This window comes from Castellaniella sp., from assembly GCF_049650445.1.
Lineage (GTDB): Bacteria > Pseudomonadota > Gammaproteobacteria > Burkholderiales > Burkholderiaceae_B > Castellaniella.
This window is the reverse complement of record NZ_JBASAD010000011.1, coordinates 1-23,599: the sequence shown is the minus strand read 5'-3', so window position 1 is coordinate 23,599 and position 23,599 is coordinate 1. Positions and strand designations below refer to the sequence as shown.

The 23,599-nt window shown below is 66.9% G+C and carries 25 protein-coding genes; 10 read left to right on the top strand and 15 right to left on the bottom strand.

Annotated elements, in window-relative coordinates:
- Nucleotides 1-157: 157 nt before the first annotated feature.
- On the top strand, nt 158-1,705 hold the full coding sequence (locus tag WA983_RS02875) for a methyl-accepting chemotaxis protein (protein WP_424311569.1): 1,548 nt from the start codon (nt 158-160) through the stop codon (nt 1,703-1,705).
- Nucleotides 1,706-1,717: 12 nt separating this feature from the next.
- Here WA983_RS02875 and WA983_RS02870 read toward each other — a convergent pair whose 3' ends face one another.
- Both WA983_RS02870 and WA983_RS02865 read right to left on the bottom strand, forming a co-directional pair.
- The gene (locus WA983_RS02870) at nt 1,718-2,695 is read right to left on the bottom strand and encodes a helix-turn-helix domain-containing protein (RefSeq protein ID WP_424248211.1); all 978 of its coding nucleotides are present in this window, start codon (nt 2,693-2,695) and stop codon (nt 1,718-1,720) included.
- A 129-nt stretch (nt 2,696-2,824) separates the two neighbouring features.
- Nucleotides 2,825-3,904 carry a permease gene (locus WA983_RS02865; protein WP_424311568.1) on the bottom strand — a complete coding sequence of 360 codons (1,080 nt, stop codon included), beginning with the start codon at nt 3,902-3,904 and terminating at the stop codon, nt 2,825-2,827.
- Between the two features lie 195 nt (nt 3,905-4,099).
- On the opposite strand from WA983_RS02865, the gene WA983_RS02860 reads away from it, so the two are divergent.
- The 3 genes from WA983_RS02860 (at nt 4,100) to WA983_RS02850 (ending at nt 8,399) form a co-directional block, all read left to right on the top strand.
- A complete protein-coding gene (locus WA983_RS02860) occupies nt 4,100-4,525 on the top strand; it encodes a VOC family protein (protein WP_424248208.1) in 426 nt (141 codons plus the stop codon).
- A 77-nt stretch (nt 4,526-4,602) separates the two neighbouring features.
- Nucleotides 4,603-5,727, top strand: a complete 1,125-nt coding sequence (locus WA983_RS02855; protein ID WP_424311567.1) for a metallophosphoesterase family protein — start codon at nt 4,603-4,605, stop codon at nt 5,725-5,727.
- Nucleotides 5,724-8,399, top strand: coding sequence for an AAA family ATPase (locus WA983_RS02850; protein WP_424311566.1), 2,676 nt, complete (start codon nt 5,724-5,726; stop codon nt 8,397-8,399). Before WA983_RS02855 ends, WA983_RS02850 begins: the two co-directional genes overlap by 4 nt.
- A 17-nt stretch (nt 8,400-8,416) precedes the next feature.
- On the opposite strand, the gene WA983_RS02845 is transcribed toward WA983_RS02850, so the two are convergent.
- Entirely contained in the window at nt 8,417-8,767 is a 351-nt protein-coding gene (locus WA983_RS02845; RefSeq protein WP_424251729.1) for a GFA family protein, read from the bottom strand.
- A 77-nt stretch (nt 8,768-8,844) separates the two neighbouring features.
- Nucleotides 8,845-9,822: a LysR family transcriptional regulator gene (locus tag WA983_RS02840; RefSeq protein WP_424251727.1), complete on the bottom strand. Its 978-nt coding sequence runs from the start codon at nt 9,820-9,822 to the stop codon at nt 8,845-8,847.
- A 117-nt stretch (nt 9,823-9,939) separates the two neighbouring features.
- Between WA983_RS02840 and WA983_RS02835 the strand changes: the two genes are divergently transcribed.
- Nucleotides 9,940-10,554, top strand: coding sequence for an FMN-dependent NADH-azoreductase (locus WA983_RS02835; protein ID WP_424251726.1), 615 nt, complete (start codon nt 9,940-9,942; stop codon nt 10,552-10,554).
- 102 nt (nt 10,555-10,656) lie between these two features.
- Here WA983_RS02835 and WA983_RS02830 read toward each other — a convergent pair whose 3' ends face one another.
- The 5 genes from WA983_RS02830 to WA983_RS02810 all read right to left on the bottom strand — a co-directional run bounded on the left by WA983_RS02830 (nt 10,657) and on the right by WA983_RS02810 (nt 13,518).
- Nucleotides 10,657-11,466 carry an RES family NAD+ phosphorylase gene (locus WA983_RS02830; RefSeq protein ID WP_424251724.1) on the bottom strand — a complete coding sequence of 270 codons (810 nt, stop codon included), beginning with the start codon at nt 11,464-11,466 and terminating at the stop codon, nt 10,657-10,659.
- Nucleotides 11,463-11,834 (bottom strand): MbcA/ParS/Xre antitoxin family protein, encoded by a 372-nt coding sequence (locus WA983_RS02825; protein ID WP_424251722.1) that lies wholly within the window; start codon nt 11,832-11,834, stop codon nt 11,463-11,465. Before WA983_RS02825 ends, WA983_RS02830 begins: the two co-directional genes overlap by 4 nt.
- A 134-nt stretch (nt 11,835-11,968) precedes the next feature.
- Nucleotides 11,969-12,451, bottom strand: coding sequence for a YajQ family cyclic di-GMP-binding protein (locus tag WA983_RS02820; RefSeq protein WP_424251720.1), 483 nt, complete (start codon nt 12,449-12,451; stop codon nt 11,969-11,971).
- A gap of 58 nt (nt 12,452-12,509) precedes the next feature.
- Nucleotides 12,510-12,830, bottom strand: a complete 321-nt coding sequence (locus WA983_RS02815) for a branched-chain amino acid transporter permease (RefSeq protein WP_424251718.1) — start codon at nt 12,828-12,830, stop codon at nt 12,510-12,512.
- The gene (locus tag WA983_RS02810; RefSeq protein WP_424251716.1) at nt 12,823-13,518 is read right to left on the bottom strand and encodes an AzlC family ABC transporter permease; all 696 of its coding nucleotides are present in this window, start codon (nt 13,516-13,518) and stop codon (nt 12,823-12,825) included. The genes WA983_RS02815 and WA983_RS02810 overlap by 8 nt, the downstream gene beginning before the upstream one ends.
- An 81-nt stretch (nt 13,519-13,599) precedes the next feature.
- Between WA983_RS02810 and WA983_RS02805 the strand changes: the two genes are divergently transcribed.
- The gene (locus tag WA983_RS02805) at nt 13,600-14,298 is read left to right on the top strand and encodes an MBL fold metallo-hydrolase (protein WP_424251714.1); all 699 of its coding nucleotides are present in this window, start codon (nt 13,600-13,602) and stop codon (nt 14,296-14,298) included.
- 24 nt (nt 14,299-14,322) lie between these two features.
- Here the strand turns inward: WA983_RS02805 and WA983_RS02800 are convergent, their stop codons facing one another.
- Nucleotides 14,323-14,802: a YbaK/EbsC family protein gene (locus tag WA983_RS02800; RefSeq protein ID WP_424251712.1), complete on the bottom strand. Its 480-nt coding sequence runs from the start codon at nt 14,800-14,802 to the stop codon at nt 14,323-14,325.
- Nucleotides 14,803-14,906: 104 nt separating this feature from the next.
- Here WA983_RS02800 and WA983_RS02795 point away from each other — a divergent pair, with 104 nt between their 5' ends.
- Together WA983_RS02795 and WA983_RS02790 are read left to right on the top strand one after the other, a co-directional pair.
- The gene (locus tag WA983_RS02795; RefSeq protein WP_424251710.1) at nt 14,907-16,130 is read left to right on the top strand and encodes a diguanylate cyclase; all 1,224 of its coding nucleotides are present in this window, start codon (nt 14,907-14,909) and stop codon (nt 16,128-16,130) included.
- Nucleotides 16,131-16,133: 3 nt separating this feature from the next.
- A complete protein-coding gene (locus WA983_RS02790; protein ID WP_424251708.1) occupies nt 16,134-17,348 on the top strand; it encodes a GGDEF domain-containing protein in 1,215 nt (404 codons plus the stop codon).
- Here WA983_RS02790 and WA983_RS02785 read toward each other — a convergent pair.
- On the bottom strand, nt 17,289-18,071 hold the full coding sequence (locus tag WA983_RS02785) for a uracil-DNA glycosylase (RefSeq protein ID WP_424251706.1): 783 nt from the start codon (nt 18,069-18,071) through the stop codon (nt 17,289-17,291). The genes WA983_RS02790 and WA983_RS02785 overlap by 60 nt on opposite strands.
- Before the next feature lie 43 nt (nt 18,072-18,114).
- The gene (locus WA983_RS02780; RefSeq protein WP_424251704.1) at nt 18,115-19,518 is read right to left on the bottom strand and encodes a PLP-dependent aminotransferase family protein; all 1,404 of its coding nucleotides are present in this window, start codon (nt 19,516-19,518) and stop codon (nt 18,115-18,117) included.
- 138 nt (nt 19,519-19,656) lie between these two features.
- On the opposite strand from WA983_RS02780, the gene WA983_RS02775 reads away from it, so the two are divergent.
- Complete coding sequence (locus WA983_RS02775) at nt 19,657-20,550, top strand: DMT family transporter (RefSeq protein ID WP_424251702.1); 894 nt, start codon at nt 19,657-19,659, stop codon at nt 20,548-20,550.
- A 62-nt stretch (nt 20,551-20,612) separates the two neighbouring features.
- Here WA983_RS02775 and WA983_RS02770 read toward each other — a convergent pair whose 3' ends face one another.
- From WA983_RS02770 to WA983_RS02760, 3 genes are read right to left on the bottom strand one after another with little or no spacing between them, the layout of a single operon-like run.
- Entirely contained in the window at nt 20,613-21,368 is a 756-nt protein-coding gene (locus WA983_RS02770) for an amino acid ABC transporter ATP-binding protein (RefSeq protein ID WP_424251701.1), read from the bottom strand.
- Nucleotides 21,365-22,045 (bottom strand): amino acid ABC transporter permease, encoded by a 681-nt coding sequence (locus tag WA983_RS02765; RefSeq protein WP_424251700.1) that lies wholly within the window; start codon nt 22,043-22,045, stop codon nt 21,365-21,367. Before WA983_RS02765 ends, WA983_RS02770 begins: the two co-directional genes overlap by 4 nt.
- Nucleotides 22,046-22,081: 36 nt before the next feature.
- Nucleotides 22,082-22,882, bottom strand: a complete 801-nt coding sequence (locus tag WA983_RS02760) for an amino acid ABC transporter substrate-binding protein (protein WP_424311565.1) — start codon at nt 22,880-22,882, stop codon at nt 22,082-22,084.
- 235 nt (nt 22,883-23,117) lie between these two features.
- On the opposite strand from WA983_RS02760, the gene WA983_RS02755 reads away from it, so the two are divergent.
- Nucleotides 23,118-23,528: a DUF2946 family protein gene (locus WA983_RS02755; RefSeq protein ID WP_424251697.1), complete on the top strand. Its 411-nt coding sequence runs from the start codon at nt 23,118-23,120 to the stop codon at nt 23,526-23,528.
- The last annotated feature ends 71 nt before the right edge of the window (nt 23,529-23,599 follow it).

Genomic DNA, 23,599 nt, shown 5'->3' with positions numbered 1-23,599 from the left:
ATTGCCGGAAAAAATGACGGCTTCAAGGAATTTTCGCCCGGGATCCGCAGGGATGTCATAAAACCATGACATTAGTGTGGGTAATGCAATGTAAGATTTCCGTCGCCTTGTAATGGGCCTGTCGGCCTGGCATGAAAGAGAGCGAGTGGAACGCAGCATGAGACTTAACGAACCCGTCACGCAACAGGAATATCCGATTCCGGATGATGTCACCTTGATGTCCACCACGAACACCAAGAGCGACATCACATATGCCAATGCGGCTTTCGTGCGCACCAGCGGGTTCTCGCTTGATGAACTTGTGGGGCAAGCCCACAACCTCGTTCGTCACCCCGACATGCCGCCCGAGGCCTTTGCGGATATGTGGGCGACGTTGCAGAGCGGAGAGCCATGGACCGCGCTGGTGAAGAACCGTCGCAAGAATGGCGATCACTATTGGGTGCGTGCCAATGCGGTGCCCGTGATCCGTCAGGGCCGACATCAGGGGTATCTCTCCATCCGCACCAAGCCGCCTCGCCCGGAGGTGGACGAGGCTGCGGCCATGTACCAGGCGCTGCGTCGGGGCGAGTCGCAGCCGGTCCGGCTGCGCAAAGGCGTGTGGATCCGCAATGGTTTTTTCTGGCAGCCACTGGCTTGGCTGCAGTTGCTGTCCGTGCGCGCCCGCATCCGCGTGAGCGTATTGGCGTTCTGGGCTGTCTTGTCGGTCGTGCTCACGGTATTCATGGCGGTGGATGCGCCGTCCTGGCAGGTCTGCGCGTTGATCGGCCTGGCCGCGCTCGGACTCGATTGGCTGCTGGAATCGCAATTGGCGCGGCCGTTGGAAAGACTCTGTCGGCACGCGCTGGATGTTGCGACGGGCAATGACCGTGATGCCGTGCATCTGAATCGTACGGACGAGATTGGCACGAGCATGCGTGCGATCGATCAGATGGGGCTGATGCTGCGCTGGCTGGCTGACGATGTGAGTGAACAGGTGCTGGCTGTGCGGCAAGCGGCCAGCGACATGGAGAACGGGACCGACGAATTGCGCCAGCGCACGGAGCAATCCGCCGCCAGTGTTGCGCAAACGGCCTCCTTCGTGCAGCGGATGGCGGGCTCGGTGACGGACAATGCATCCGCTGCCGAGCAGGCGTGGGCTTTGTCCGGCGAGGCGTGCCAGGCGGTGGCCCGGGGTGAGCAGGCCATGGGGCAGGTGGTGGGCACGATGCAGGCCATCGAACATAGTTCCCGGAAAATCAACGAAATCATCGAGGTGATCGACACCATCGCGGCGCAGACCAATCTGCTGGCGCTCAATGCGGCGGTCGAGGCCGCGCGCGCGGGCGAAGCGGGCCGCGGGTTCGCCGTGGTGGCGTCGGAAGTGCGCAGTCTGGCTCAGCGCAGCGCCGATGCCGCCGGGACGGTCCGTGCGTTGATTCGGGCCAGTGGTGATCAGGTCGCCGAAGGGGCCCGGCTGGTCATGGAAACTCGTCACACCATTGCCGGGATTGCGGCTCAGGCGCAGCGGGTGTCCGAGCACATCGGCCAGATCAGCGGGGCTACGCAGGAGCAGCGCGATGGCATCGCGGAGGTCAGCAATGCCATCGCGCATCTCGATCAGATCACCCGGCAGAATGCCGATCTGGTGGAGCAGAATTCGGCGTCTTCACACCAGCTCGATCAGCAAATGCAGCGGCTGGTGGAGGCGATCAGCGTGATCCGGTAGTACCGGACATGATCAGGATACGTCCGGGTAAGGGCGGGAATGCATCGCCCAGCGTTTGGGCGTGACCCCCTTGGCGGTTCTGAAGGCTTTACTGAAGTGGCTCAGACTGGAAAAGCCGACGGCGTAGGCGGCTTCCGAGACCGGGGTGCCCTGCAAGAGCAGATCACCCGCAGTGTCCATCCGGATCTGAGTGAGTTTGGCATGAACGGACATGCCGAACATGGCCTGGAACCCGGATTGCAGACGTTTTTCGTTCAGGCCAACGGCGCGCGCGAGCGTTTCCACGAGCCAGCCGCGCTCACAGGTGTTTTGCAGCAGCGTCTGAGCCTGCAGCAGGCGATTCCGGTCTGACGGGATGGGTAGTGGCCTGCCGCCTTGGACCTGGATGACGTCTTCGAGCACAATGGCCAGGATTTCCAGTGTCTTGGCGCGAAAATAAAGCGCACGGGCCGTTTCCCCCTGGATCCGGCAGGAAAGGATGTCGTGCACGGTCCGTATCAGGTGTGCGGGCGCGTGCGAGACCCCCAGGTATGTACCCAGCCCGGGCAGGCTGCCGTCTTGCAGCAGTTTGCCGGAGAGAGGGATGCTGGAATAGCCGGTGAGCCGCTGCAGGGCACAGGGGGGCAGCGTGATGTAGCACATCTTGAAATCCGCCCCGCCGACGTAACGGTCCCTGCACGGGACGCTCTTTTCGGTGGACATGACGAGCACCATGCCAGGCTGCAGATCCACCTCGGCGGCGGCGCCATCGAAAGCTCCGGTCAGGCGGCCGGACAGCATGACCGCAATGGCGAACATGGGCGGGCTGTCAGCATAGACCAGCCAGTCTGCGGTGGGTCTCCCCTGAATGAGTCCTGTATAGATGCCATCGTCGGATTGGCTGCCCTGGAAGCAGTCGATCCACTCATCGGGGATGTCAGGCGCATTCAGGTAGAGGTTCGTGATGGCGCGGCTGGACGTGTCCTGCTTGGGAGACTTCTTTGAAACCATCTGCTTTTTGAAATTCCCAATTTTTTGTGGCGAAATTCCAAATTCTGGAAGAGCGCATGGGCGTGAGTCGGGCGTGCGTGGCTGATGCTGACGGGTTCGTGTCCGGGCTGGCAGTGGCCTGAGGCGGCCCTACCCGCCGAAGCCCAGCCCGATCGCCAGCCCGCCGGCAATCACCCCCAGTCCCACGACGCCCAGCGCCAGGATGGCCAGTTCGGACCGGTGGAACGACCGGCTGACCATGACCAGGGACGGCAGGCTGACCGGCGGCAAGGTGACGAGCAGCGCGGCGGCCGGCCCCACGCCTACGCCCAGCGCCAGCAGAGCCTGGACGATGGGCACCTCGCCCGCAGTCGGGATCACGAACAGGGTGCCGACCAGCGCGGCGCCCACGATCCACAGCAGGCCGTTGTCGATGCTGAAGTCCAGCACGGGGAACAGCCAGGCGCGGGCGGCGCCCAGCAGCAGCACCAGGATCAGGTATTCAGGCAGCAGCCGCAGCGCCATGCCGGTGAATGCCCGGGCCCAGCGCCGCAGGATCTGGCCGGGCTGGAAGTACGCGGGGCCGGTTTCGACGGCGGCCGCCGTGGCGTCGTCGGCAGGCGCGTCGGAGGTTCCGTCCGCCCGGCTCATGCGGTTCAGCGCCCAGCCCAGGCCCAGCACCATGACCAGCCCCAGCGCCAGACGCAGCCCCACCCAGTGCCAGCCCAGGACGAAGCCCATGAAAATCAGGGTGGCCGGATTGAGCATGGTGTTGCCCAGCCAGTAGGCGGCCGTATTGCCCGGCGCGGCGCGGCAGTGTCGCAGGCCGTTGATCACCGGCGTGGCGCAGCAGGTGCACATCATGCTGGGGATGGACAGCAGGCCGCCCGTCACGACGCCGCCGGCGTCCGGCCGGCCCAGCCAGCGCTCGATCCAGCGCGGCGGCAGCAGCGTTTGCAGGGCGGAACCCAGCAGCAGGCCCAGCAGCATGGCTTTCCAGATGGCCAGTCCGTAGGCCTTGGCATAGCCGAGTGCGGCGTGCAGGGAAGGTGCGGGTGGGGCATCCTGGCCTCCCGTCAGGATGGAGGCGCCGATGGAGTGGGTCTGGGCGGCTGTGAAGGCGCGGTCGTAGTAGGGCGCCCATTTGACGTAGAACAGGCCGGCCAGGGCGATCAGCGCCACCAGGGCAATGCCCCAGGCGGGATGGCGGGCGGGGGCGGACGGGCTCAACGCGGCCTCCGCAAGGGCAGGCGGCGGGTGGCGGGCGTGGGCAGGCGGATCATGGGAGCGGTCGGAGCGGTGCGAAGCTGGAATCATAAACCACCGGTTCGTGTCGAAGCGCCGCTGCATTCGTCCGGGATGGTGCGTTTCCGCGTCCGCTTCTACAATCCTTCAGACATCCACCTTCGTTTCCTGGAGCCTTCCATGAGCCTGTCCCCGTTTCATCTGGCCATCCCTGTCTACGACCTGCCCGCCGCCCGCCGCTTCTATGGCGAGGTCTTTGGCCTGGAGGAAGGCCGTTCCAGCGCGCAGTGGGTGGACTTCAATTTCTACGGCCACCAGTTGGTGATCCACGAGCATCCCCGGACGGCGTCCCAGGAAAGCGCCCATACCAATCCGGTGGACGGGCATGAGGTGCCGGTGCCGCACTTCGGCATCGTCCTGGGATGGGAGCAATGGGAGGCCCTGGCGGAACGCCTGAAGTCCTTTGGCACGAAGTTCGTCATCGAGCCCTATGTCCGCTTCAAGGGGCAGGTGGGCGAGCAGGCCACCATGTTCCTGCTGGACCCCTGTGGCAACGCCCTGGAATTCAAGGCGTTCAAGGACCTGGGCCAGTTGTTCGCCAAGTAAATGCCTGGGGGGGGGCCGGACAATCGGCTGACGCCCGGCTTTGACTCGGGGCCGGAGTCGGTGTCAATATCCCGGCCATGCCCCGATTCCTGCACACCGCCGATTGGCAGATTGGCCGCCAGTACGGCCGTTTCGCCCCCGAGGACGCCACGGTCCTGGCCGAGGCCCGTTTCGCCGTGGTCGAGCGCATCGCTGCGCTGGCCGCACGCGAACGCGTGGACGCCGTTCTGGTGGCGGGCGACGTGTTCGACGCCCAGGCGGTGTCGGACCGCACCATCCGGCGCTTGTTCAATGCGCTGCGGGGCTATGAAGGCCCCTGGATTCTGATCCCCGGCAATCACGACGCCGCCCTGGCGGAAAGTGTCTGGACCCGTGCGCAGCGGCTGGGCGCAGTGCCGTCTCACGCGCATCTGCTGCTGGAACCTGGCGTGTACACCTTTCCCGATCTCGGTTTCGCGGTATTGGCGGCACCCCTGACCCAACGGCAGACGCACGACGATCTGACTGCGTGGTTCGACACGGCGGAAACCGACGAGGGCCTGGCGCGCATCGGCCTGGCGCACGGCAGCGTCCAGGGCATTCTGGCCGAGGAGATCGATTCGCCCAATCCGATTGCCGCTGACCGGGCGGCGCGCGCACGACTGGATTATCTGGCACTGGGCGACTGGCATGGCTTCAAGCAGGTCGATGAGCGCACCGTGTACAGCGGCACGCCGGAGCCGGAGCGCTTTCGTGACAACGGTTCGGGCCAGGTCGTGCGGGTGGACCTGCCGGGTCCGGGCCGGATGCCGACCGTGGAGCCTCTGGCGATCGGCCAGTATCGCTGGCTGGCCTGGGACGAGGCGCTGTCGGTCGCATCCGACCTGGATCTGCTCGCCGAGCGTCTGGATGGCCTGCCGTCCGGGACCGTGCTGGATTTGACCTTGTCCGGAGCCATCGATCTGGCGGGCGAGCGGCGTCTGGATCAGGCGCTGTCCGTGGTGCAAGGGCGCTGCCGCAGTCTGCAGGTTCACCGCACCGACCTGCGGCTGGAGCCCACCGACGAGGACATGTCCGCTTTGCGGGCCGATGGCTACGTGGGAGAGGTGCTCGCACAATTGCGCCAGCGGCAGGATGCCGCTGCGGATGACGCGGACACTGCGCGCGAGGCGCTGGCAATCCTGGCGGGTCTGCTGAGCCATGACGCGGGAGAGGCGCCATGAGACTCTTGCGCCTGCGCGTCGAACAACTCCGACGCTTCCGCGAGCCGGTGGAAATCCGTGACCTGGAACCCGGCATCAATCTGTTCGCGGGCCCCAATGAGTCCGGCAAGAGCACGCTGGTGCGGGCGATCCGCGCGGCGTTCTTCGAGCGTTTCAAGTCCAGTGGCGCGGGAGACCTGCAGCCCTGGGGCGATACGTCCGCCGCGCCCAGCGTGGAACTGGAATTCGAGTGGCAGGGCGTGCACTGGAAGCTCAGCAAACGCTTTCTGAGGCAGAAACGCTGCGACCTGGAGATCGGCACCCGGCGCTTCAATGGCGACGAGGCCGAGGAAAAACTGGCGGAATTGCTGGGCTACCAATTCCCTGGCAAAGGCCCGAGCAAGGCCCAGCACTGGGGCGTGCCCGGCCTGCTGTGGATCGAGCAGGGCGAGGGTCAGGCCCTGAGCGACTCGGTGGCCCACGCGGGTCCTTACCTGAAATCCGCTCTGGGTGAGAGCCTGGGGGATCTGGCCAGCAGCGCAGGGGACGCGCTGATCGCCCGGGTCGAGGCCGAGCGTGCAAAGCTGCTGACCGCGTCCACGGGGCGCCCCACGGGAGAATATGCGGAGATCCTGCGGCAGCACGAGGACGCCGTGGCGCGCTTGACGACGCTCGATCGGGACATCGCCGCGTATCGCCAGCAGGTGGACCGATTGGCTGAACTGCGCCGCCTGCGGGGCGAGGATGAGGGGCGGCCTTGGGAAACCTACCGCCGGCAGGCTGCCGAGGCCCAGACGAAGCTGACCGAGGTCCAGGGCTGGCGACAGGCCCGGGCACACGAGGCGCAGGATCTGGAACATTGCGTCGCCAGTCAGCAGCACGGCCGGGACCAGCAGGCGGCCTATGCCCGCCAGCATCAGGAACTGGAACAGCGCGTCCGGGAGCGGGATGCGACCGGTTTGCGGATCACGGAATTGCAGGCCGACCGGCCTCGGATCGACGCCCAGGTCGAGCAGGCGCAGGCGGTCTATCGCACGGCCGAGGCCCGCCTGACGACGGCGCGGCGGCAGGCCAGGCGCGCCGTGCTGGCCGCCGATCTGCGCCGATTGACGGCCGAGCAGGCCCGCCTGGCGGCCGACCTGGAACAGGCGCGGACTTTGCAGGCGCACGTGCAGGCGCTGCGTGCCCGTTTGCAGCCTATCCGGCTGGATGAGACGGTATTGAAGCAACTGCGGTCGATGGACCGGACATTGGCCGAACTCGACGCAACTCGTCAGTCCGCCGCCACGCGCCTCGCATACGACCTGCTGCCGCAACGACACATCCAGGTCGGGGACGAGGCCCTGTCGGGCCGGGGCGAACGCCTGCTGCTGGAACCCGTCGCGCTGGACGTGCCGGGCATCGGCCGCCTGCACATTCAACCCGGAGGCGAGGATCTGGCCGAGCTGGCCCGTCGCCGCCAGGAGACCCGCGACCGGTTTGACGCGCTGCTGAGCGGACTGGGGGCGGCGGACCTGAGGCAGGCCGAGGATCAGGCGGAGCAGGCCCGGACCCTGCGGCAGGAGATCGATCTGCATGAATCCCGCCTGAGTGGGCTGGCGCCGCAGGGCGTGGATGCGGTGTCGAACCGGCTGGCGCTGCTCGAACAAGAAGTGCAGACTCGGTCCGAAGCGCTGGAGGCTTTGCCACGGGACGCGGTCGGGACGAATGCCGGTACCGGCACCGAGACCTCCACTGAGCCCCTCGACGAGGTCGGGGCCGAACGCGAGTCGGCCTCCGCGCGCGAAAGGCTGCAGGCCGCCGAGCGGCAGGCGGCCGGGCATGCCCAGGCGCTGGGTCTGGCGGAACAGGCCGGCCGCGCGGCCGAGGCCGAATGGCAGCGGCTTCGGGACGCGCTCCAGGCGCCGGAGCGCCAGCGGCAGGAACAGGCGCTCATCGTCCGGCTGGCGGCGCTTCAGGCACGGGAAACGGCGGTGCGGCAATCCCTGGATGCGCTGGACGCCCGGATCGCCGAGGCCCGCCCGGAGATTCTGGAGCAGGACGTGCAGCGGTTCGCGCGCACCGCTGCCCGGATGGAACAGGCTGCCAAAGAACGCCATGAGGAAACCATCCGGGTCCAAAGCGGGCTGGAAGCGCTGGGCGCGCATGGCCTGGAAGAGCAGCGTGCCGATCTGGCCCGGGAGGCGGAATTCATGGCCCGGCGCCGCGCCGAGCTGCAGCGCCGGGCCGAAGCCCTGGATCTGCTGCTGGGCCTATTGAGGGCGGGTCGGCAGGCGCTGACCCGCCGCATCCAGGCGCCCCTGCAGCGCCACCTGAACCATTATCTGGGACTGCTGTTCCCGCAGGCGCGGCTGGACGTGGACGAAGATCTGTTGCCCGAACGGCTGATCCGTCCGGGCGCGGGCGGTTCGTCCGGCGAGGCGGTCGAGACCCTGAGCTTCGGCGCGCGCGAGCAGATGGGCCTGATCAGCCGCCTGGCCTACGCCGATCTGCTGCGTGAGGCGGGCCGGCCCACCCTGATCATCCTGGACGACGCCCTGGTGCACAGCGACCACGCGCGCCTGGACGGCATGAAACGCATCCTGTTCGACGCTGCGCAGCGTCACCAGGTCCTGCTGTTCACCTGCCACCCCGACCGTTGGCGTGACCTGGGCGCGCGGGTGGTGGAGATGGAGACGCTGGGGGCGGCGTAGGCGCGGTACGCCCCGGATCAGCGGCTGGCGCCGTCGTAGGCAATGCGTTTCAGGGCGTCCAGGTCGATATCCGGGACGCAGCGCAGATTGACGCCGCAAGATTCAGTTCCGTCCGGCAGGACGCCGTGCGCCATGGGCTGGGTGCCGCAGGTCCGGCAGAACTGGTGCTCGATCTTGTGCGTGTTGAAACGGTAGGACTGCAATGCGTCTGCGCCCTGGTCCAGATGGAACTGGTCCGTGGGAAAGAACGCCAGCAGCATGCCCTTGATGCGGCAATGCGAGCAGTTGCATTCGATGGCCTGGGTGGGGACGGCGGCGTCGACGGTGAATCGAACGGCGCCGCAATGGCAGCTTCCTTGGAATGACATCAGAGGGCTCCTGGATCGGTGCGAGGCCGGGACGGCATCCGGTCGAGCATAAATCATTGGATGCCAAATGCACAGGATCAGTCTGCTCCAGCGGTTTTCGCCGCAGCCGGCGCCCGGCGGGGTGGCTTGAGGGGGGAGATGCCGGTCAGGTCGTCATCCGGATCCTGCATCAGCTTTTCGCCCAGGTAATCCAGGAAGGAACGCAGCGCCGGCGACATGCCGCGCCGCGACAGGTAAGCGGCGTGCACGATGCCGGAGGCCAGCGACCAGTCGGGCAGGATGCGTTCCAGCCGGCCTTCGGCGATGTCCTCATGGCACATGTAGTCGGGCAGCATGCCGACGCCCACACCGCCCAGGATGGCGAAACGCAGCGTGATCAGATCGTCGACGATACAGACGGGACGGCAGGCGGCTTCGTGCCGCGCACCCTGCGGGCCGAGCAGGCGCAGGCGCACCTTGCCGCCCGTCGCCGACATGCCGACCGCGTCGAAGCGTTCCAGGTCGGCGGGTTGCGCCGGCCAGCCGTGATTCCGGAGCAGTTCCGGGCTGGCGACCAGCAGGCCGTGGCTCAGGCCGAGCTGCTTGATGATCGCGCTGCCGCTGTCGTCCAGGGTCTGGCGGACCCGCAGGGCGAGGTCCACGCCTTCTTCGGCCAGGTCGACGACGCGGTTGCTGACCAGGACTTCCAGACGGACCTTGGGGTGGCGCGCCAGATAGCCGGGGATCAGCGGGCCGAGGGTGGACTGGGCCAGGGTGACGGGGCAGGACACGCGCAAGGGGCCACGCGGTTCGGTCAGGATCCGGGCGAGTTCCGCCTGGGCCTGCTCCGCCTGGTCGCGGACGGCGATGCAGTGATGGTGGTATTGCTCGCCCGCCGCCGTCAGGGACAGTTTGCGCGTCGTCCGGTGCAGCAGCCGCACGCCCAGTTCGGCTTCCAGCCGGGCGATGCGCCGTGACAGCCGCGAGGTCGGCAGGCCCAGTGTCCGGGCTGCGCTCGCGAAGCTGCCGTGGTCCACGACTTCGGCGAAATAGCGCATGTCATTGAGATCGTGCATGATCGATTCGCACCAAAAATAGAACAATCTATCCTGTCCAAGGCATCTTATCAATAATTCAAGCTTAATTGACAATGACGTTCATCGTCATTTCGACATCCGCACGAGACACTCATCATGAAACTGTTGCACATCGATTCCAGCATTTCCGGCCAGAACTCCGTCACGCGCAGCCTGACGCGTCAGATCGTCGAGCAGCAGCGCGCCGCGCACCCCGACCTGCAGGTCGAGTATCTGGACCTGGCCTTGCAGGCCCCCGGTCCTCTGTCGCTGGACGCGCTGGGCTTCCGCCTGCCGCCCTCGGCCGACTCCCTGACCGATGTGCAGCGGCGTGAAAACGCCGTATCCGAAGCGCTGGTCACTCAGTTGATCGCGGCTGACGTGGTGGTGATCGGTTCGCCGCTGTACAACTTCACCATCCCGGCCCAACTGAAAGCCTGGCTGGATCGCGTGGCCCAGGGCGGCCGCACCTTCAAGTACACAGAGAACGGCCCGGTCGGCCTGCTGGGCGACAAGACCGTGATCCTGGCGCTCAGCCGTGGCGGCGTGTATTCGACCAGTGACGCCGGCAACGCCATGGAGCATCAGGAAAGCTACCTGAAGACGATCTTCGGCTTCATGGGCGTGACCGATTTCCGTGTCGTGCGCGCAGAAGGCATGGACATGGGCCCCGCAAGCCGCGAGCGCGGCCTGGCTCAGGCCCAGGAAGATATCCTGGCGCTCGCTGCTTGACGGGCTCGCCTGCGGCCGTATCACGTCGTTGGTTCGCCTCGCCGTGCAAAGAGCACGGTCTTCGGCTTCCCGCCTTGTGCTCCGGCCGCAATCAAGCCCGCATTAAGCAGGCAACGGCAGCCGCCCGTTCACCAGAAACGCCTCGAACGGATAGGTGTGGACGGCGCGGTCGCCAGCCGGTTTGAACGCGACTTCGCGGGCGCTCAGTTGGCACAGCCAGGGGTGCATGTCCCGGGGGGCTTTGCCGGCCAGGGCTAGCGGTGTGAACAGACCGACGCACAGGCCCTGCGCGGGGTCGCGCGCCGAACGGTATTCAAAGGCCTCAATGCCTGCTGCGCGCATGTTGGTTCCCAGTCTGTGGGTTGCCTGATAGTGCGCGGGATCGGTCAGCGCGGCCCGGTGTGTGTCAAAGGGCGGTTCCTGCAGCCGCAAGCCGTGTTCCGTGCGGTAGCCGACGGAAAACAGGGTGTGCTGGCTCTGGATGGCGTCCCTGGCCGGGGGCGCGTCCATGGAATACCAGAACACGAAGCGGTAGTAGGCGGATTCGGCCAGCGTTGCCCCCAGGTCCCGGCCGCCGTAGAGCAGACTGGGTTCGTGAGGCCGCCCGAAGCGCGACCCCCAGGGCAGCGGCGGGTAGCGGAAGGGCGTGCGCAGCAGGTAATGCAGGCGTGCGCTGTCGGCGGGCCAGGGCGGCTTGGCCGCGTCCAGCAAGGCTTCCAGGATGGCCTGTTCCTCCAGCGTATCCACGTAGCCCAGGGTGGCGATGTGCTCCTGGCTTTCGACCAGGCGGTGCAGCAGGCCCTGGATCGGGCCGATGTGGTCTTCGCCCGCGCAGTCCCGCCACAGTCCGCCGGCTTCGGTGCCGGCCTCTGAGCCGCCGCCAGCGCCAGGGTCGTGGCGGGTCGGGGTCAAATCTTGCCCCGCATCGCATCCACGAAGCGCAGGACCGTGACCAGCCCCTGGATCGTGGCGATCTGTTCGGCCGGCACGCCGCCCGTGACGCGGTTCGGGGCGTGCATGAAATGCCGGATCCATTCGATGTCGCCGCCCGTGAGCGCATAGAGCGCGCGGGCCAGGCGCACCAGCAGCAGGGCCAGTTCGCCCTGTTTGGAGGCGGGGTCCAGAGATTGAGCGGTCTTCATCCGGCTGATGGCGGTGCGATGCATGCCCAGGACGTCGGCCAGTCCCGCCTGGCGCAGGCCAAGCTGCTCGGCCGCGCGCAGGACGGCCTTGGCCAGCACGGCGTCGGGTGCGGCCACGGTGTTCGGCAGAGCGGTCATGGTGATGTCCATAAAATGTTCATCATGCACATATTATGGATGATTGGTGCAAATTGCACAATAAGCGGACGAAAAGCAGCCCGAGCGGAGCAGCTATCGAGGGCCGCGCGCCGGGCGGGACTTCAGGCGTTGATTCAGTCGCGGAAATTCTGGAACTGCAGCGGCAGTTCCACGTCCGTCTTGCGCAGCAGGGCAATGACCTGCTGCAGGTCGTCGCGCTTTTTGCCGGTCACACGCAGCTTGTCGCCGTTGATCTGGGTCTCGACCTTGATCTTGGCCTGCTTGACGGCGGCGATGAGTTTCTTCGACACGGCCTGTTCGATGCCCTGGCGGATGGTGATCTTCTGGCGGGCGCCGCCCAGGTTTTCCAGCGGGTCATCCTCTTCCATGCAGCGCACGTCGATGCCGCGCGCCGACAGGCGTCCGCGCAGGATGTCGATCATCTGCTTGAGCTGAAAGGCGCTGGGCGCCACCTGGGTGACGACGTAGCCTTCCAGTTCGAAGCTCGCGGCCGTGCCCTTGAAGTCGAAACGGGTGGCGAGTTCGCGGTTGGCCTGGTCGACGGCGTTGGTCAGTTCGTGCTTGTCGACTTCGGAGACGACGTCAAAGCTGGGCATGGGGGGCTCCTGGAAGAAGGGAACGATCCCCCGATTGTAGGGCCTATGGCAGCAGGGTCTACAGCGCCCGCAGCCCCACGTACAACGCAGTCCCGGCGGCGATGCTCAGCAGCGTCTGGCGCGTGCGCCATTGCAGCAGGACCACCAGCGCCACGGCGGCCAGTTCCTGCCAGGGCAGGCCGTCGTGGCTGCGCGCCTGACCGGCCGCGCTATCGACCAGCAGCAGAACCATGATCGACAGCGGCAGCGAATCGCCGAGCTTGTGGACGATGGGGTGGCGGCGCAGCCAGTGGCCGGCGATGAAGGGCAGCGCGCGCAGCAGGATCGTGACCAGGGCCATCAGCGCGATGGCGGTCAGCACGTAGGTGGTGTCAGTCATGTGCGGCTCCGGTGGTCGGCGCGGGCCGGGCGGGCCGCAGGGCGGCGGCCAGCAGGCAGAGCGCGATGGCGATGGCCAGCGCCTGGGACGGCATCAGCACGCAGCCGATGGCATAGGCGGCGACCGCGATCCAGATCGGTACCGCATCGCGTCGTGCGCGCCACTGCTCGACGGCCAGAACGGCGAACAGGGCGGCCAGCACGAAATCCAGGCCGGTCAGGCCGACCTGGGCCTGGGCGCCCAGCACCGCACCCAGCGCGGTGCCCAACACCCACCAGCCCTGGTTCAGGGCGCTGATCAAGGCCATGCGCGGCGCCCGCTCACGGGCGGGCAGCGCCGTCAGGACGGAATAGGTCTCGTCGGTCAGGGCGAAGATGCTGTACCAGCGCTGCCAGCGGCTGGCCGGCATCGTGTTCAGCAGGGACAGGCCGTAGAACACGTGGCGCAGATTGAGCACCAGAGTCGCCAGGACGATGGCGCTGATCGGCAGGCCGGCGGCCAGCATGGGCACCATCATGAACTGGGCAGCGCCCGCGTAGATCAGCAGGCTGGATGCCACGGCCAGCCAGCCGGAGCCGCCGGCCTGCACGAACAGAAAGCCGAAGACTGCGCCCAGCGGCACGTAGCCCATGGCGACCGGTGCGGTCAGGCTGGGGATGGAAAAAGAGTTGGGGGCGGGGCGGGACATGAACAGGCAGCGGGTCGAGGCGCCGGAGGTCAGGGGGCGCGAGCCTATAATTATAGGGTGATCAGGATGGGGGGACAGGCCATGATCTTTCGTCAGTTTCTGGATTTCACTTCGCATACCTTGACGTATCTGCTGGGTGACGGACAAGCCGGCGAGGCCGTGCTCATCGATCCGGTCGGGAGCCACGTCGCGACCTATCGACAGGTTCTCGACGAACTGGGTTTACGGCTTGTCCAGGCGGTCGACACCCATACGCATGCCGATCACATTACGGCGTTGGGCCCGTTGCGCGAGCAGACGGGCTGTACGACGGTGATGGGTGTGCGTTCGGGCGCATCCTGCGTCTCGCGCCGGGTGCGCGAGGGTGATCGGATTTCATTCGGCGACCTCAGCCTGCAGGTGCTGGAGACTCCGGGGCACACGCCTGAATCCCTGAGCCTCGTGCTGGAGACGCCCTGGCGGGCCGTATTCACGGGTGATGTGCTGCTGATCCGGGGTTCGGGCCGGACCGATTTCCAGAACGGGGATGCGGGCGAATCCTGGGATTCCGTGACGGGGAAACTGTTCTCCCTGGACGGCGGCACCGTGGTCTATCCTGGACACGACTACAAGGGCTGGAGCTGTTCCACCATCGACGAGGAACGTCGCTGCAACCCCCGTTTCGCCGGGCGGACCCGCGCGGATTACATTGCCCTGATGGGGGCGCTGAATCTGCCCCGCCCGGAGCTGATGGACGTGGCGGTGCCCGCCAATCTGGGCTGTGGCCTGACGGCGGGTTGATGCGCTGAGCCGGAGCGGCGGCGGTCAGGTGCCTGCAGGAACGGCCGCCTGGCATACGTCCACCCAGGACGCGCCGGTCAGCCGGGCCAGACGCTCGGGGGCGATGCGCACCGCGCTGCGGATGGAGCCCGCCGCAGGCATGACGATGTCGAAATCACGCAGGCTGATGTCGCAGTAGACCGGCAAGGGCTGCGCCAGGCCGAAGGGACAGACACCACCCACCGGGTGGCCTGTCAGGTCCGCGACTTCGTCGGCGGGCAGCATTTTCGTGCGACCGCCGAACACTTGCCTGAGCTTGCGGTTGTCCAGCCGCGCGTCACCTCGCGCCACGACCAGCACAGCCGTTTCGCCCGCCCGCAGGGACAGGGTCTTGGCGATCTGTCCGGGGGCCACGCCGTGGGCCTCGGCCGCCAGGGCGACGGTGGCCGTGCTCTGTTCCAGTTCGATGATGTCCAGATCGGGCGCGTGTTCAGCGAGAAACTGCCGGACGGATTCGATCGTCATTTAGAATTCCAGGGTTATTCCGTCTGGCATGATAGGCATTTCAAGCATGAAATGCTTTGAAACACCCCGGGTTCTCCCGACTGAACGATAAAGGCGATGGCCCGATGCTGAACCTGGATGCCCGCACACTGCTGATCGTCGAAGCCTTCGTGCTGTTTCTCGTGGGCGGGTTGATGCTGCTGGCTGCTCTGCAAGGGCGGCGTGATCGCACCCTGGTCTGGATGTCGGCTGCTTTGCTGATGGGCGGCGTGGGTTTCCTGATCAGCCTGGTGCGCGGCAACCCCGCGTGGTGGGCCTGGGCGATCTCCGTGGGCAACATGCTGCTGCTTACGGGACATGCCTGTGTCTGGGCGGGCTTGCGGGTTTTCGCCGGCAAGCCCGTGCGCTGGCGGGGCCTGCTGGCGGGGGCGGCCGCCTGGCTCGTGCTGTGCCAGTGGCCGTGGTTCATGACGGCGGACCGGGCGCGGCTGATCTTTTTTTCCCTGATGTCGATCGCCTACCTTGTGGCGGCGGGCCGCGAAATCTGGCCCGCTCGCCGCGAGGATGCCGGCTCGGTGCGGCCGCTGCTGATCATCCTGGCCGCGCACGGCCTGTTCTATCTCTATCGCATGATCGCGGGCCAGGTGCCGGACGTCAGTTGGCTGCGTTGGTCGGATTTCACCCTGACCATGCTCGAAGGCATCCTGTTTTCCATCAGCCTGTCCTTCGGCGTCCTCATCCTGGTGCGCGCGCGGGCGGAACGGGGCTATCGCCATGCGGCCCTGCACGATGCATTGACCCGGCTGCCCAATCGCCGCGCCCTGTTCGAGCAGGGGGCGGCGGTCCTGGCGCGGGCGCACCGTGAGGGCCGGGACATGGCCTTGCTGATGTGCGACCTGGACTGGTTCAAGCGCATCAATGACGAGCATGGGCATGACGCGGGAGACCGGGTCCTGGCCCTGTTTGCCGATATCCTGCGCGCCCGGGTGCGCGCGGGTGATCTGTGCGCGCGCATCGGCGGCGAGGAATTCGTGATCCTGGCGCCGGACCTGGGGCCCCTGGGCTCTCTGGATCTGGCGGACCGGGTCCGACGCGCTCTGGCGGAGCACGTCTCCGGAGCGACTGGCCGCCTGAGCGTGAGCATCGGCATCGCTTGCGCTTCGGTGGATGGCTATGATCTGGACCGCCTGCTGGCCAGCGCCGACCGGGCCTTGTACGAAGCCAAAGCCTCGGGACGGGACTGCGTTCGCCAGTCGGCCGGCCTTGCCGCGTCCGGCCAGCCGATCACACTGGCGGCGCGGACGCGCGCCGTCGAGGCCGGGACGGCCTCATCTGCCACGGGAACCTGATCGATGGGCCATCTGGATGCACGCACACTGCTGATCGCCGAAATCCCGGTTTTGCTGCTGGTGGGTGGGCTGATCCTGACGGCGGCCCTGCTGGGTCGGCGCGACCGGACGCTGGGGTGGACCGGCGCTTCGCTGCTGCTCATGGGCCTGGGCTTCCTGCTGGGCGTGGCCGATCCGGGCAGCGCCTGGCAGCAGTCGGTGACCCGTTTCGGCGTGTTGCTGATTCTGGCCCATGCCTGCATCTGGACGGGCGTGCGAGCGTTTTCCGGAAAGCCCCCCCTGTGGCTTTGGATCGCGGTCGGCCCGCTGGCCTGGTTCGCGGTGTGCCAATGGCCCGGCTTCGTGTTCTCGGGCGTGGCGCGCGTGATCGCGTACGGGCTGCCGACCCTGGCCTACACGGGGCTGGCGCTGTGGGAACTGGTGAGCGAGCCGCGCGGGAAGACGCGGCTGGCGGTCCTGCCGTTCGGTATCCTGCTGCTGCACGGCCTGCTGACGCTCGTTCGCATGGTGGTGACGGCCCTGTCGGGTACGGAACCGGGGCGGCTGCGTTTCGATTTTCCGATGGCGGTGTTCGAAGGCATGCTGTTTTTCATCGGCTTGGCTTTCGCCATCCTGATGATGGTGGGCGCGCGCGCCGAACGCCGGTATCGGCATGCAGCCCTGCACGATGCCCTGACCGATCTGGCCAATCGGCGCGCCCTGTTCGAACAGGGCGGCGGCATGTTGCGGGGTGCTCTGGCCCAGGGAAGGACTGTCGCCCTGTTGATGTGCGATCTGGATCGCTTCAAGTGCATCAACGACGCGTGCGGGCACGAAGCCGGCGACCGGGTGCTGGCCGCTTTCGCGGGGGTGCTGCGCAGCACGGTGCGCCAGGGCGATCTGTGCGCGCGCATCGGCGGTGAGGAATTCGTGATCCTGGCGCCGGGCATGGGGGCCGAAAGCGCCTTGAACCTGGCGGAGCGGGTCCGGGCGCAGTTGCGGCAGTGCGATTGCCAGGTATGCGAACCCTTGAGCGTGAGCATCGGCATCGTCTGCGCGCCGCAAGGCGGCAGCGACCTGGGCATGCTGCTGGCCCGGGCGGACCGGGCGATGTACCGGGCCAAGGCCGCGGGCCGTGACTGCGCCCGCCTGTGGATCGGGGATGCGGGGGGCGAGTCCTCAGCCGCCGTAGCCGGGGACGGCGGCGGGCGTACGACCCAGCATCCAGTCGATGCCTGATTCACCATGTGCGTGCAGCCAGTCGTTGGCCCGGCGAAAATGGTCGCAGCCGATGAAGGGGCGCGGGGGACGCAGGGCCGACAGGGGCGAGGGGTGGTTGGCCGTCAGGATCTCGACCGGGCCGGCCGGGGGTTGCATGTCCAGGAGCGCGCGCCGCGCCTGGGCGTGCGAGCCCCAGAGCAGCAGGACCTTGGGGCGGGTCTCGCGCAGCACCCGCATGATCAGGGCGTCGGTGATGTGCTCCCAGCCCTTTTTGGCGTGCGAGGCCGGCTGGTGGGCTTCGACCGTCAGCGACGTGTTCAGCAGCAGCACGCCCTGACGCGCCCAGCGCACCAGGCTGTTGCGTGGCGTCTGTTCGGGTTCGCCGTATTCCCGGGCGAGTTCCTTGAACATGTTGCGCAGGCTGGGCGGCGCGGGACAGAAGTCCGGCACGGAGAACGCCAGGCCCTGGGCCTGGTTCGGGCCGTGATAGGGGTCCTGGCCGACGATCACCACCTGCACCGCCTCCGGCGGGACTTCGATCAGGGCACGAAAGGGGCGCAGGGGGAAAATGCAGGCTCCGGCGGCCAGCCGTTCAGCCAGCATCGCGTCCAGCCGGTCCAGAATGTCTTGCAGATGAGAAGCCTCCAGCGCCGATTTCCAGGCGGTCGGCAGGGTGTCGATCTGGGCCCGCAGGGAACCCTGGAACGCATTGTGCACTTCGGTGTCGGACGGGAGGGGCATGGTCGTTGTGCTGGAAAAAATTCGAGGAAAGGCCCCCACGCCGTCAGCGTGGGCAGACCTTCAACAGTGTAGCCAGACGATCGGGCAGGCGGGGATCGTCCATCTGCGACACATTGAAGCGCATCATGCCGCCAGCCGACTGTGACTGACTGAAGACATTGCCGGGCGCCAGCATCAGGCCCTGTTGCAGGCCCGTCTGTGCCAGGCGGGCACCGTCGATGCCGTCCGGCAGCCGGCACCACAGAAACATGCCGTCCTCGGGCTCGTGCCAGGGGCGCAGCCCCAGGGCGTTCAGCAGGCGGATCGCGCGGGGCCGGGCTCGCGCCAGTCGCTGGCGCAGCAACCGCGTGTGTTGCTGCCAGGCGCCGTCGCGCAGCAGCCGGGCAATGATGGCCTGGGTCAGGCCGGCGCCGGAAAACGTCGTTGCGGTGCGCAGGTCGACCAGGGCGTCAAGCCAGTCTTCGCGCACGATCAGATAGCCGCAGCGCAGGCTGGCGGACAAGGCCTTGGAAAAACTCCCGACCTGTGCGACCCGGTCGCGGCTGTCGTCCGCCGCCGGCCGGTCCGAGGGGCTGGATTCGAAGTCGCCGAAGATGTCGTCCTCGATCAGGATCAGGTCGTGGGCCTGCGCCAGCGCCCGGATGCGTCGGGCCTTGTCGGCCGACAGCCGCGCGCCCGTCGGGTTGTGGGGGCCGGTGTTGCTGAGATAGAAGCGTGGACGGTGTGCTTGCAGGGCGGTTTCGAAAGCGTCCATGTCCGGGCCGTCGGGGGCGTGGGGCACACCGATGATGCGGGCCTGGTGTGCCCGCAGCAGCGCCAGGAAGTTGAAATAGCAGGGATCATCGACCAGGACGGCGTCGCCCGGCTGGATCAGGAAGCGGCACAGCAGATCCATGGCCTGTGTCCCGGAGTCGGTCAGCAGAATGTGTCGGGGATCGACCGCGAGGCCGCGCGTGCCCAGGTGCCGGGCGATCTCGCTGCGCAGCGCCGGCAGGCCCAGGGCGGGGGCGTAGTCCGTCAGCGGGGCGTCCGGATCGCGCGCCACCTGGCGCAGGGCGCGGCGGATGGCATCCTGGGGCATCCAGTTGTCCGGCAACCAGCCGCAGCCGGGCTTCAAGGCCTGGGCGCCCAGGTCCAGCGACTGGCGCGACACCCACAGCGGATCGATCTGGCGGTCCAGGCGCGGCCCTATCTCTGCCAGCGCCAGCGGAGCCAGGGGGCCGGCGACGTAGAAGCCGGCACCCGCGCGTGCGCGAATGGCGCCTTCGGCTGCCAGGCGGTCATAGGCTTCGACAACGGTGGACTTGGAGACGCCCTGTTGCAGCGCCATGCCCCGCAGGGAGGGCAGACGCGTGCCGGGCGGCCATTCGCGGGCCGCGATGCGCTGGCGCACGAATTGCATGAGACCGGCGGTGCGGCCTGGCGGTGGAAAGGGCAGGACGTCCATGCGTAGAATCAGACCCGTATTGATCAGTACAGTTCATTGATACTGTACTGCACTGTATCTGGATTCCATCCAGGGAGCAAGGCAATCTGGAACCCTCGAAAAGTCACAGACATTGCCCGGACGGGAAAAGGAATACGCATGAACACCACCACGCGCGGCTGGATCAACGGCATGATCGGCGTCGCGATCTTCAGCGGCTCGCTGCCGGCGACGCGGCTGGCCGTCCTGGGGCTCGACCCCCTGTTCGTCACGGCGGCGCGCGCCGCCCTGGCCGGCCTGCTGGCACTGGCCGTGCTGGCCTTGACGCGCAGCCCCCGGCCTGAAAAGTCCGACCTGCGCACCCTGTTGCTGGTGGCTTTCGGGGTGGTGCTCGGCTTCCCGCTGTTTTCCGCTCTGGCGCTGCGGACCATCACCTCGGCGCATTCTCTGGTCTTCATCGGCTTGTTGCCGCTGGCGACGGCGATCTTCGGCACCTGGCTGGGCGGCGAACGGCCTTCGCGCGCTTTCTGGGTATTTGCCGTTCTGGGCGCAGCCTCGGTGGCCGGGTTCGCATTCAGCCAGGACGGTTCCGGTTCGCTGGGCGCGGATGCCCTGATGATGATCGCCATCGTCACCTGCGGCTACGGCTATGCCGAGGGTGGCCGCCTGTCGCGCCGGCTGGGCGGCTGGCAGGTCATCTGCTGGGTGCTGGTGTTGTCGCTGCCCGTCAGCCTGCCTCTGGTCGTGATCCTGCGCCCGGCCGTGTGGACCGGTGTCGCCCTATCCGCCTGGGGCGGCCTGGCCTATGTGACGATCTTCAGCATGCTGGTGGGCTTCATCTTCTGGTATCGGGGCCTGGCCCAGGGGGGTATTGCCGCCGTCGGCCAGTTGCAGTTGCTGCAGCCCTTCATGGGCCTGATGCTGGCCGCCTGGCTGCTGGGCGAGCCCGTCACCCCCGTCATGCTGGTGGTCACGGTCTTCGTCGTGGCCTGCGTGGCCGGTGCGAAATACACGGCAGCGACACCCGTACCCGCCTCGGGCGCTGTGCGCTGATCGTCTGGCGGCCCCGATCCGACCGGGCATTCGCCAGGCAGGACACTCGCCGGCTGGCCGTGTTAGACGGCCGCGTCGGCTCTCAGCGTCGCCACGAAGCGCTGTGTGCGCGGATCTTGCGGATTGCGGAACAGATCGGCGGACGGCCCCGATTCGACGACCAGACCGTCCTGCAGGAACACAGTCTGGCGGGCAATCTGTGCCGCCAGGCGCAGGTCGTGGGTGGCCATCAGCATGGTCATGCCTTCGGCCGCCAGGTCGTCCAGCACAGCGACCACTTCGGCCGCCAGCCCCGGGTCCAGGGCCGAGGTGGGTTCATCGCACAGCAGCACGCGCGGTTCGGGCGCCAGCGCGCGGGCAATGGCCACGCGCTGCTGCTGGCCGCCCGACAGGCTGGACGGCCAGGCGTCGGCTTTTTCCCGCAGGCCGACCTTGTCCAGCAGACCCAGGGCGCGTGCGTGGGCACGTTCCCGGCTCCAGCCTTTCACCGTCACCAGGCCTTCCATCACGTTCTGTACGGCGGTCTGGTGGGGGAATAGCTGAAAGTTCTGGAATACCATGCCGGTCTGCTGGCGGATGCGCTGTACTGCGGGTCGCGCCGGGTGGCGGCCGGGCTGGAATGCCAGGGCCGCATCGCCCAGCGTCAGCCGGCCTGCGTCGGGGACGTCCAGCAGGTTCACGCAGCGCAGCAGGGTGCTCTTGCCGCTGCCCGACGGGCCGATCAGGGCGGTCACCTGGCCTTCGGGGACGAGGACGTCGACGCCGTGCAGCACTTCGTGGCCGGCAAAGGACTTGCGGATACCGCGCAGTTCGATCATCGCTGCCCTTCGGTAAAGACGGCATGCTGGCCGAAATGGCGTTCCAGGCGGGTCTGGGCCGCTGACAGGAAGGAGCAGAGCACCAGGTAGATCAAGGCCGCCTCGATGTACATGATCAGCGGCTCATAGGTGACGGAGGCGATGCGCTGCGCGGCCTGAAAGATTTCGGGCACGGTGATGACGGCGGCCAGCGAGGTGTCCTTGACCAGGGAAATGAAGGAATTGGCCAGCGGCGGCACGGCCACGCGCGCCGCCTGGGGCAGCACCGTGCGCCGCAGCGCCTGGGCGCGCGTCATGCTCAGCGAATAGGCGGCGTCCCACTGGCCCTTGGGGATGGCCTCGATGGCGCTGCGAATGACCTCGGCGTTGTAGGCGCCCACGTTCAGTGAAAAGCCGATCAGGGCGGCCGGCAACGGGTCCAGCACGAAGCCGACGCTGGGCAGGCCGTAGAAGATCACGAACAACTGCACCAGCAGCGGCGTGCCGCGGATCAGCCAGACGTAGAACCGGACCAGCGCCACCAGGGGCGGCGGGCCGAACAGCCGCGTGATCGCGGTCAGAAACGCCAATAGCAGCCCGATCGCAAAGGACAGGAGCGCGAGCGGCACGGTAAATTGGATCCCTCCGACCAGCAGTGGCCAGAGGGAATCCATCATCAGACGAAGCCAGTCCGGCACGGTCGGGATTCCTGTGGATCGTGTCGTGGTGGGTGCTTACTTGACCTTGGTGGACAGATCTTCGCCGAAATAGCGTTCGGAGATCTGCTTGTAGGTGCCGTCGTCACGCAGGGCATCCAGGGCCTTGTCGACGGCGGCCTTCAGGGCCGGCTGATCCTTGCGCATCAGGACGCCGGACTGACCGAATTCGGCGCTGTTGTCGGTGGCGACGACCTTGACCTTGGCCTTGGGCTGCTGGTGCTTGAAGTCCAGGAAGGACAGCTCGTCGTTGACGGTCGCATCCACGCGGCCCGAGGTCAGCAGGGCGATGGCGTCGTTGAAACCTTGCACCGGCACCACTTCCGCGCCGCTGCGCTGCGCGAGCTTGCCGAAGTTGCTGGTGATGGTGTTGGCTGAACGCTTGCCCTTCAGATCCGCAAAACTGTGGATCGTGTCGTTGTCCTCGCGCACGATCAGCGCCGCGGCCGAGGCGATGTAGGGCTTGGAGAAATCGAACTTGGCCTGCCGTTCGGCGCTGATCCCGACCTGGTTGATGACCACGTCGTAGCGGTTGACGTCCAGCCCCGCGATCAGGCCGTCCCATTTGCCTTCCACGAATTCCGCCTTGACGCCCAGTTGCTTGGCGATGGCGCGGCCGATGTCCACGTCGAAGCCGACCAGCTTGTTGTCCTTGGGGTCGTGGAAGGAGAACGGCGCGTAGGTGCCTTCGGTGCCGATGCGCAGGACGCCGGCCTTCTGGATGGCGGCGAGGCCGTCGGTGGCTGCCTGGGCGGCGGGCGCGGCGGCCAGCAGGGGGAGCAGGGAGGCGAACAGCAGGGCGGAGAGTTTTTTATTCATGATGGGCCGATGGTGTGTGAATGCATTCAAGAGGTTATATGAAAGCCATGTCTTATGGGTTTTCATTCTAATGAGACACTCTTCAAGCCGCAAAGGTTTTCGGTCTATCTGCATATCGCTTTTGGCAATATGAATCTGCGCCGGGCAGGGATACCGCCGCCGCACCGTCCCGCATCATCACGCGGCTTGACCGGCATCAACCGGGATGCGGGGCGTGCCGCATAGAATTCTTTGCATGGGATATGCGGGCAAGCGTACACGCGGATGCGTCGTCATCCACTGGCTGCTGATCCTGGGGCTCTGGCTCCAGGTCATCGGGCCCGTGTTCGCCGGCATTCCGCCGACCGATCCCTTGCGGGGCGTGCAGATCGTGGCATGCACGCCGGCCGGCATGGTGGTCATGGACCTGATGTCCGGCTCGGACGATTCAGACGGTTCGGGATCGCCGCGCATGCTTCAGACGGGCCATTGCCCGCTGTGCGCCACCACCCCCGCTTTACCGATGGCCGCCATGGCCGGCACCCCCGTGCCGGCTGCGTCCTGGGCCCAGCCTGCGGCAGGGTTCGACGAAACTCCCTGCGCCGCCTCGATCGCCGGGACCTGGGTCTGGCCGCCCGCGCGCTGTCCTCCTTCTCGTTCGTGCTGAAACCCTGATTCTCTTGTTTCGGGGCCGCCCTGCCCGGCATGCCGGGCCGGGCGGCCCTGGATCTTTTGAGT